At 33.9% G+C, this 8,919-nt stretch carries 8 protein-coding genes and 3 tRNA genes; all 11 read right to left on the bottom strand.

Annotated features, from left to right (window positions below):
* Positions 1–45: 45 nt before the first annotated feature.
* A tRNA-Phe gene (locus X927_RS06430) sits at positions 46–121 on the bottom strand.
* 11 nt (positions 122–132) lie between these two features.
* Positions 133–207 (bottom strand) — tRNA-Val (locus tag X927_RS06435).
* Positions 208–219: 12 nt separating this feature from the next.
* Positions 220–295, bottom strand: a tRNA-Glu gene (locus tag X927_RS06440).
* Positions 296–339: 44 nt separating this feature from the next.
* Positions 340–1,689: a UDP-N-acetylmuramate--L-alanine ligase gene (gene murC / locus X927_RS06445; RefSeq protein ID WP_103077280.1), complete on the bottom strand. Its 1,350-nt coding sequence runs from the start codon at positions 1,687–1,689 to the stop codon at positions 340–342.
* A 55-nt stretch (positions 1,690–1,744) separates the two neighbouring features.
* Positions 1,745–2,818 (bottom strand): UDP-N-acetylglucosamine--N-acetylmuramyl-(pentapeptide) pyrophosphoryl-undecaprenol N-acetylglucosamine transferase, encoded by a 1,074-nt coding sequence (locus tag X927_RS06450; RefSeq protein WP_103077281.1) that lies wholly within the window; start codon positions 2,816–2,818, stop codon positions 1,745–1,747.
* Entirely contained in the window at positions 2,805–3,908 is a 1,104-nt protein-coding gene (locus X927_RS06455; protein WP_103077282.1) for an FtsW/RodA/SpoVE family cell cycle protein, read from the bottom strand. Before X927_RS06455 ends, X927_RS06450 begins: the two co-directional genes overlap by 14 nt.
* 85 nt (positions 3,909–3,993) lie before the next feature.
* Positions 3,994–5,646, bottom strand: coding sequence for an arginine--tRNA ligase (gene argS / locus X927_RS06460; protein ID WP_245855491.1), 1,653 nt, complete (start codon positions 5,644–5,646; stop codon positions 3,994–3,996).
* A gap of 102 nt (positions 5,647–5,748) precedes the next feature.
* A complete protein-coding gene (locus X927_RS06465; protein ID WP_245855492.1) occupies positions 5,749–6,429 on the bottom strand; it encodes an amino acid ABC transporter permease in 681 nt (226 codons plus the stop codon).
* Positions 6,426–7,193, bottom strand: a complete 768-nt coding sequence (locus X927_RS06470; protein WP_103077283.1) for an amino acid ABC transporter ATP-binding protein — start codon at positions 7,191–7,193, stop codon at positions 6,426–6,428. Before X927_RS06470 ends, X927_RS06465 begins: the two co-directional genes overlap by 4 nt.
* A 3-nt stretch (positions 7,194–7,196) precedes the next feature.
* Positions 7,197–7,868 (bottom strand): amino acid ABC transporter permease, encoded by a 672-nt coding sequence (locus tag X927_RS06475; RefSeq protein WP_103077284.1) that lies wholly within the window; start codon positions 7,866–7,868, stop codon positions 7,197–7,199.
* A gap of 70 nt (positions 7,869–7,938) precedes the next feature.
* The gene (locus tag X927_RS06480) at positions 7,939–8,670 is read right to left on the bottom strand and encodes a basic amino acid ABC transporter substrate-binding protein (RefSeq protein WP_103077285.1); all 732 of its coding nucleotides are present in this window, start codon (positions 8,668–8,670) and stop codon (positions 7,939–7,941) included.
* Positions 8,671–8,919: the final 249 nt, after the last annotated feature.

Consider the following 8,919-nt stretch of genomic DNA (forward strand, 5'->3'; position numbering starts at 1 on the left):
TATCTACCTCCTACCCGATTACTAGCGTTAAGCTAAAAACTAGTATGGTGGGCAGGGGCAGAATCGAACTGCCGACACACGGATTTTCAGTCCGTTGCTCTACCGACTGAGCTACCTGCCCATCCTTAAACTTGGTGGGCGCTGCAGGATTTGAACCTGCGACCTTCTGCTTGTAAGGCAGACGCTCTCCCACTGAGCTAAACACCCTAGTTTATGTTATGGCGCCCCCAACCAGATTCGAACTGGTGCCTTTGGCGTGAAAGGCCAATGTCCTTGACCGCTAGACGATGGGGGCAATATCTCAAACCTGAAATATATTATCATAAAAATTATGAGATGTCAAGGTTTTTTTTTGTTTTTTGATAATTTTTTTGCTATCTCTGTTATGTCTCCTGCACCAACAAAGAGTAATACAGCATTTTTTTCTTGTAAAAGGTCTGATATGATTTCATCTTCCGAATTATAATATTTGGAAAAAGTAGCTTGTGAATTAAGAGCTTCTACAACCTTTTTTTCATCCACTCCGTTTATGGGTTCTTCAAAGGCAGAATATATTCTGTAGACTAATACTTCATCTGAATATTTTAGGACATCAATAAAGTCGTTTATGTGGAAGTAAAGACGGGTGTACCTGTGTGGTTGAAATATGGTTATTATTTTTCTTTTTGGGAAATACTCTTTCGTTGCCTTTATAGTTTCTAAGATTTCGTCAGGTGTATGGGCATAATCGTCTATTATTGATAAATTATCTTTATCGTAAAGTATATTGAATCTTCTTCCAACCGAATTATATCTAAGAAAAGTTTCTTTTATTGTGTTAAATTCAATGCCGAATTCTAAAGAAAGTGCGGTTGAAGCTAGTGCATCATAAGCGTAGTGTAATCCTGGAAGATTTAAAGTAATATCTCCAATGTATGTATTTTTGTGATAAAGCTCAAAAAGTTGATACCCGTTATATTGACGTCTGTTTTTTATAGTATAATCTGCCTTTTCACATTGCCCAAAGTATAAGACTTTCTTTACGTTCAGATGCCATTTGGTGAGATGGTTATCGTCTCCATTTAATAAAACAAGTTCTGTAGTGTTGTTTGCAAATTTATAAAGAGAACTTTCCAATTTATCAAATTCATTATCGTAGTGTTCTAAGTGGTCAGGTCTTAGATTGTTTATGATAGAAAAGTCCGTTTCTGTTTCTTCTATAAAGCCGTCACTTTCGTCGACTTCCGCTATTACTATTCCATTTCCATATCTAAAGTTGCCATCTTCTAATGAATCATGTATTCCACCTAAAAAAACTGTCGGATCTTTACCAGCGTTTTTGAATATTTGAGAAACCATAGCAGTTGTGGTAGTTTTTCCATCTGTTCCAGTTATGCCTATTGAGGTATGTTTTTGTAATATTGAATTGAGTAGTTGCATTCTGTTCAGAATAGTTATCTTTCTTTTTTTGGCTTCCATGAGTTCTGGATTAGTATCTTTTATCGCTGTAGATTTAATAAAAAAATCGATATCAGGAAGATCAGAATCCTGATTTAATTTGACTTTTATTCCTTTTTTTATTAAGTATTCTACTCTTTCGTTCATTTCGTTGTTCGATCCAATCACGTTTTTTATTCCATACTTATAAGCTGTGTATAAGGCTAGGGAACTCATACCGATACCACCTATCCCGGAGAAGTAATACTTCATAGATACCTCCTTTTGAGAATACAAATATTGACTTTAGAAACTCTAAAACCTTGTGTTAGCGCCCCTCCGCCCCGCAGCCCGCCCATAAGATATTATTAACAATACTTTCTGTGGCTCTATTTATCTTAGGTGTGTATATATATTCTTCATTTTTTGGTTGGATACAATTTAAAAAGTTGATCAGTCGATCAATTTCCACATTTTCTTCATCGAAGACTGCAACCTTTCCCTTCTTTTGAAGAGAGAGAGCATTTTTTAATTGGTGATTTTCTGCTGCACCTTTCCATGGGATCAAAATAGCAGAGAGATCATAAAACTGAATTTCGGCGAGTGTTGTTGCTCCTGCCCTTGATATCACTCCATCGGAGATAGCCATTAATTCATATAAATTTTCTAAATATTCAAAAGTAAAAACGTTAGGAAATTGTTTGAATTTTTCTGGGTTTTTCGTTATGTGTATATAATTGTTAATTTTTTCTTTTTCGTATACTTTGAGCATTAATTCATCTATTTCGTTTGAACCTAGGCTTCCGCCAAAGACTAATATACATCTTTTATTTAGATCATTTATTCCAAAATTAAGCAAGTAAGACCGTGGTATTTCGTTTTCAGGCGTTCTTACAGGATTGCCTGTAAGAATAAACTTGTCGTTCGTCTTGGTTTGCTCGTAACTTACAAAAACTTTTTTTGCCCATCTAGATAGTACTTTATTGGATATTCCAAGTGTTGAATTTTGTTCATGAAGATAAAAAGGAATATTTTGTTTTTTTAAAGCTAAACCAACGGGAACAGTTACGTACCCACCTGTTAGAAATCCAAATACAGGTTTGAATTCTTTTATTATTTTTTCAACTTTATGTGTATCCTTCAGAACTTCAAAGGCTCTATTTATATTTTTAAAGTTGTATAAAGGCCTTTCTAGACCTTTGGTATTTAAAGGAATTAACTTTGCTTTTGGAAAGTCGGTAGGCAACTTTTTTTCTTCAATTCTTCCTTTTGTAGTAAAATATATTACCTCTAACTTATTATAATATTTATTTAAATATTTTAAAACAGATAGAGCAGGGTAATAATGTCCTCCTGTACCTCCTCCCGAAAAAACAACTTTTAATTCTTTATTCTTCCCCATCTGTGCTTGTCAACTCCGAATTATGATATATTAATCCTAGTCCCCACCCTATAGATGTTAATGTAACTATCATAGAAGAATTTCCATAGCTTACCATTGGAAGCGTTACCCCTGTAACTGGCATCCATGGTACTCCCAATCCGACCAACGTGTTTATGACAACTTGAATGAAGATCCAAGAAGCTGTAGCTCCACAGAATATGAAAGTACCGTGATCTTTGGTAAGATAAGCTAGATACACAAGTTCATGAGATAGAAAAAAGAATAGAGTTAGAACCATCACTATCCCTAATTTTCCCCATTCTTCTCCTATAACAGATATGATAAAATCACTGTAAGATTCGGGAACATAGTATTTAAATTCACCGGCAAAAGGTCCTGTACCAATCAGCCCACCATTTGTAATGGCATCTCTCGAACGTTGACTCTGAAAATCGTCGGAACTTGTCAATCTTGAAATTTGGTAGGTCTGGAGAAGATTATCCTTAAAGATAAAAAGAACAGAGACGATAATCAAGGTAAAAATAATGAAGAACAACATAACCTTTTTATCTCTTATTCCCAAAAACATCGTTATTAAGGTTAACATTGTAATTATAAGGGAAGAACTGAGATCTGGTTCCAAAAAGATTAAGAATATGCTAAAACCACATACTAAAAGAGGGAAAATTACATTTATTAGTAGATTCTTTTTATTAAGTATTTGAGTGTAATAAAAAGCTAAGAAAGCAGGAATAATGAGTTTTGCAAGTTCTGATGGTTGAAATTGGAAAGGACCAATGTTCATCCATCTTTTCACACCTGCGATAGGTTGAGTGAATAAAACGATAATTAAAATGAGATTTAAAAATACAAAAAGAGCAATCATAATGTGCTTGTTTTTTGTAAACATATCACTGAACATAAAAGCAATTATCGCACCTAAAAAGCCGAGAATTAAGGCGATTATATATGTTTGAAATTTTTGATCTGGGTTTATCTCTTTGATGTCACTGATTGCAAAGAGAGAACTGTAGATGAATAGAACACCTACGAATAGAGTAATACCTAATATTATTAAGTAAAAGATGAAATTTCGTTTTATTACCATACGTTGGGGGCAAGCCCCTAAACCCCCCTCTCAAATTCAAATTTCAAGATTTTGTTTGGAAGCATCACCAAACCCCAAGTTCCTTTCACATGCTTTCAGGAGCATTTACACCCAAAATAGATAAACCTCTTGCTATGATAATTTTTGTTGCGTGACAGAGATTCAACCTCCCTTGAATAAGTTCATAATTTTCTGCATTGAGAACAGAGAGGTTGTTGTAAAAATGATGAAATCGTGAGGCCACTCTTTCTAAATATTGAGTGAGCAAGTTAGGTTTGTTTTGAATTACAGCTTTAGTTAATACGTTGGGAAATAAGGATAACTCTCTCATTAATAATTTTTCTTCGGCTTCTTTTAGATATTCTAAACCTAAAAATAATTCGTAGTCTATCCCTCTTTTTTGAGCTTCTTTAAATATGCTGCATATTCTTGCATGAGCATATTGAACGTAGTAAACAGGGTTTTCATTAGATTTTTTTATAGCCAAATCAATATCAAAGTTCAATGTTGTATCAGGATCAACCATAGCAAAGAAGTACCTAACAGCATCTTTTCCAACATTTTGTATAAGATCGTCAAGAGTGAAGAATTCCCCACTTCTTGTTGACATCTTTATAATTTCTTTTCCTTTTTTTACATTTACAAATTGGTGTAAAATTATTTTTAAAAAATCTTCTGGTAATCCTAATGCTTTTACAGAAGCCATCATTCTAGGTATGTGGCCATGATGGTCAGAACCCATTATATCAATCACAGTATCGAAACCCCGTAAGTACTTGTAATAATGGTAAGCAATGTCATCACAAAAGTATGTTGGCATCGAATCTTTAGACCTTATCAATACTTTGTCGTTTTCATCTATCAAGTCTGATACTTTAAACCATAACGCATCATCTTTTTCATACACGTAACCTTTAGCTTTTAAATCGTTCAAGGTCTTTTCAACCATTTTATTTTTAAATAATAATTGTTCACTGAAGATTACATCGAAGTTTACATTTATCTTTCCAAGCGTTTCCAACATATTTTTTAGCATATCTTCCAGGACTTCTTTTCTGAATATGTCCTCAGCTTCTTCATCCCATTTGTCTTTAAACTTTTCTCCATATTTGTTCAATACTTTTTTTGCCGTATCGACAAGATACTCTCCCCTGTAACCATCTTCGGGTATTTCATATTTTGAACCAAGAATTTCGTTGTATCTTACCCACAGTGAGAAGGAGAGAAGTTTTATTTGTCTGCCTGCATCGTTTAAATACATTTCTCTTTGAACAACGTATCCAGCTTGTTCATACATATTTGCTAAAACGTCTCCCATAACAGCTTGTCGGCCATGGGCGACGGTAATTGGACCAGTTGGATTAATGCTTGCAAATTCAAACTGTATATTTGTACCCTTCCCTATGTCAAATCTCCCGTAGGTTTTTGGATTGCTTAAAATTTTAGAACATATCCTTTGATATATTTGGGGAGAAACAAAAAAATTTAAAAACCCATTTACATTATCTACTTTTTCAAAAAAAGAAGATTTATCTAATTCGTCCCTTAAAATTTGGGCAATTTCTTGAGGTGATTTTCTCAACCTTTTTGTTAATAAGAATGCTACGTTGGACGAAAAATCTCCTAAATCATCTTTTGGAGGAGTTTCAATAGTAAAATTGAGTTCGATGTCAGAAACACCTATATTTGACAAGGTTATATTGATTTGTTTCTTTATTAGTTCGATTATTTCCATCATTTATTTATTTCCTCCTGTTTTTTCGTGTATTACCGGCTTTAGTAACTCTAAAATTGCTTTAACGACCATTCGCTTTACAATCACTTAGCTTTTATTACATTTCTAAATTTGATTTCTAGCATAAGTGAGGGTCCCTGGAATCTTCATTTTCTTTTCAATAAATCTGAATATTTCTCCAAAAATTGTGACTAACACAAAATATATGATAGCAGCGAAAAGGTAAACTTGAAAGAATTCAAAGTTACGACTCGCTACAAACTTAGCTTGAGCCATTATTTCTGGCGCTCCAACAATATAAGAGAGAGAGGAGTACTTCAATAGGTATATAAATTCATTTGTCCACGAAGGGATAAACCTTCTTAATGCTTGGGGTAATATGATCAATCTAATAGCTTGCCATTTTTTCATTCCTATAGATAAAGAGGCTTGCATTTGACCTGAACTTATCGATTGAATGGCACCTCTTAGGTATTCAGCCTGATAAGCGGCAGAATTTAAAGAAAAAGCCATTATTGAGGCTAATATTGGAGAAAGCCTAATTCCAATAACAGGTAAACTATAATAAAGAATAAAAAGTTGAACAAGTAATGGGGTACCCCTTATTATTTCGATAAAAACATAGCTTATATAATAGAATAATTTATTTCCATACGTTTTAGAAACTGCTAGTAAAACGCCCAAAAAGAATCCTATAATTACAGAAATTAAAGTTAAAAAAAGTGTAACCCATATACCTTCTACCATATAAACCCAGGAACTTTCGACAATTTCAAAAAAGCTCATGTGTTTTCTTCCTTTCCGTACAACTGCGATAATTTATTTAAAAACTCCTTAGTTCTATCTTTTTGAGGATTTTTGAACATCGATTCTGGGGGACCTTTTTCAACGATCACACCATTTTCCATAAATATAATCTCATCAGCAACAGCCCTTGCAAAACCCATTTCGTGAGTAACACACACCATAGTCATCCCACTTTTTGCAAGATCTATCATAACGTTCAGAACCTCTCCTATCAGCTCTGGATCTAAAGCGGAGGTTGGCTCATCAAACAGGATCAATTTGGGATTCATAGCCAAAGTTCTAGCAATCGCGACCCTTTGTTTTTGTCCACCCGAAAGTTGGGCAGGATAGAGTTCTGATTTATCCTTCAGTCCAACCCGTTCTAATTCTTTTAATGCAATTTCAGTAGCTTGCGATTTTTCAATCTTTTTCACTTTAGTCAACCCGATTTTAACGTTGTCAAGCACAGTTAAGTGATCAAATAGGTTAAAATGTTGAAATACAAAGCCTATTTTTTGTCTAATTTTGTGAATATTCTTCGAGGATAATATTTCTTCTCCTTCCAGATATATTCTTCCGGAATCAGGTTCTACAAGCCTATTTATGCACATTAAAAGGGTGCTCTTCCCCGTTCCACTTGGACCTATTATTACCTTTGTTTCACCCTTTTTAACTTCCAATGTTATCCCTTTGAGTATTTCTGTTTCATTATAACTTTTATGAAGATCTTCCACTTTTAATATTGTATCTTTTTCTTTTTTCATTAATCAAACGCTCCTTGTTTCATATCCTGGTATTGCAAGCTTTTTTTCGATCCTACCTAATCCTCTACTTATACTAAAAGTTAGGATAAAATATATAACCCCGCAAATTAGATAAACTATCAAAGGTCTGTTGGTCACAGAGATAATATAAGTACCTTGCCTTAGTAGTTCTACGACACCTAAGGCATAAGCTAAAGATGTATCTTTTAAAACCACCGCTGCTTCATTGGTCCATCCTGATAATGCGATTCTTATTGCCTGAGGGAAGATAATATAGAAAAAAGTCTGAATTTTGTTCATCCCGATGGAGTAAGCAGCATCGAGCTGTCCTTTTGGTATGGATAAAATTGCGCCTCTTAAAATTTGCGATTGATATGCCGAACTTCTCAAACCCAAACCAAGTATTGAGGCGATTAAAGGATCCAATCTTATTCCTATAGCAGGTAAACCGTAAAAAATCAAAAAAAGTATGACTAACAAAGGAATACTTCTAAATACTCGTTCGTAGATTAGAAAAATAAATTGTACAAGTTTATTACCATACAATTGACCGAAAGAAATTATAACCCCCATAACAAATCCTATTATCAAACTAAAAAGGGTTAATTCCAACGTTACAAGAGTTCCTTTTAGTAAATAGGGAAAAGAATTGATAATAACTTGAATGTCTTCCAAATATAATCCTTCTTTCTTAATATAAGGGGGGTAAACCCCCCTTGTTTTTTACTTTAAAGATTTACAAGCATCACTTAAAATATTTTCCGATAAGTTCATCCATCTTTCCTGATTCTTGTAACTTTGTTATACCTTCGTTTAACATATTCAATAAATCTTCATTGCCTGGTGCAACGGCCATACCATAATTTTCATTAGTCTTAATGATTCCTACAATTTCTACCGGATCTGTCTTGGTGAATCTTTCAGCTACAGGATTATCTAGTACTATCGCATCGATATTTTTGTTAACTAAGTCACGAACAGCAAAGTTGAATGTATCGTATCTTGTAAGGTTAGCTTTTGGCAAGTAACCCGTGTCAATAAGATTTTCAGTCACCCAAAGATCCCCGGTAGTACCTGTCTGAACTCCGATTTTTGGTTCCGTAAAAAGGATACTTAGATTTGTGCCTTCTCCTTTTCTTACCATAATACTCTGATCGGCGCTATAATATGGGATTGTAAAGTCCACTACTTTCTCTCTTTCTTCTGTTATCGTCATTCCAGCAGCAATAATGTCAATATTTCCAGTCATTAAAGAAGGTATGAGAGAGTCAAAGCTAATGTCTCTTATTTCAACATCGAATCCGTACATTTTTCCAATTTCCTTTATTAAATCAATATCAAAACCAACAAATTCACCACCTTCTACGTACTCAAAAGGTGGGAAAGATGCTTCTGTACCGACAACATAAGTAACTGAAAAAGCTGAAAACACAAAAGAAATCAAAATCATAGAAATCAAAAAAGCCTTTTTCACCATGTTGATACACCTCCTATCGTCTTATTTACTTTTTTACTTAGTCATAAAACATCAGAATCTTTGCAACTAATTTGTAACTATCCAACAGGCTCTCGCCGTATCAATCTATTTAAAGAATGATTGTTTGAACATATTATAACATAATATATGTTTGAATGAAAGAGCCCATTTTTAATGGCTCCTTGTCAAATATGGTTGATAGAATAGACTGAAGAGATGATGAAAAAGGTATTACAGAGATTTTTTGTT

Origin of the sequence: Petrotoga mexicana DSM 14811 (genome assembly GCF_002895565.1) — a bacterium.
GTDB lineage: Bacteria > Thermotogota > Thermotogae > Petrotogales > Petrotogaceae > Petrotoga > Petrotoga mexicana.

What these genes read in the sequence shown, in the direction of transcription:
- X927_RS06450 (WP_103077281.1), bottom strand. Translation starts at nt 2,818, where the DNA reads ATGGGGAAGAATAAAGAATTAAAAGTTGTTTTTTCGGGAGGAGGTACA.
- murC (WP_103077280.1), bottom strand. Translation starts at nt 1,689, where the DNA reads ATGAAGTATTACTTCTCCGGGATAGGTGGTATCGGTATGAGTTCCCTA.
- X927_RS06455 (WP_103077282.1), bottom strand. Translation starts at nt 3,908, where the DNA reads ATGGTAATAAAACGAAATTTCATCTTTTACTTAATAATATTAGGTATT.
- X927_RS06470 (WP_103077283.1), bottom strand. Translation starts at nt 7,193, where the DNA reads ATGAAAAAAGAAAAAGATACAATATTAAAAGTGGAAGATCTTCATAAA.
- X927_RS06465 (WP_245855492.1), bottom strand. Translation starts at nt 6,429, where the DNA reads ATGAGCTTTTTTGAAATTGTCGAAAGTTCCTGGGTTTATATGGTAGAA.
- argS (WP_245855491.1), bottom strand. Translation starts at nt 5,646, where the DNA reads ATGATGGAAATAATCGAACTAATAAAGAAACAAATCAATATAACCTTG.
- X927_RS06480 (WP_103077285.1), bottom strand. Translation starts at nt 8,670, where the DNA reads ATGGTGAAAAAGGCTTTTTTGATTTCTATGATTTTGATTTCTTTTGTG.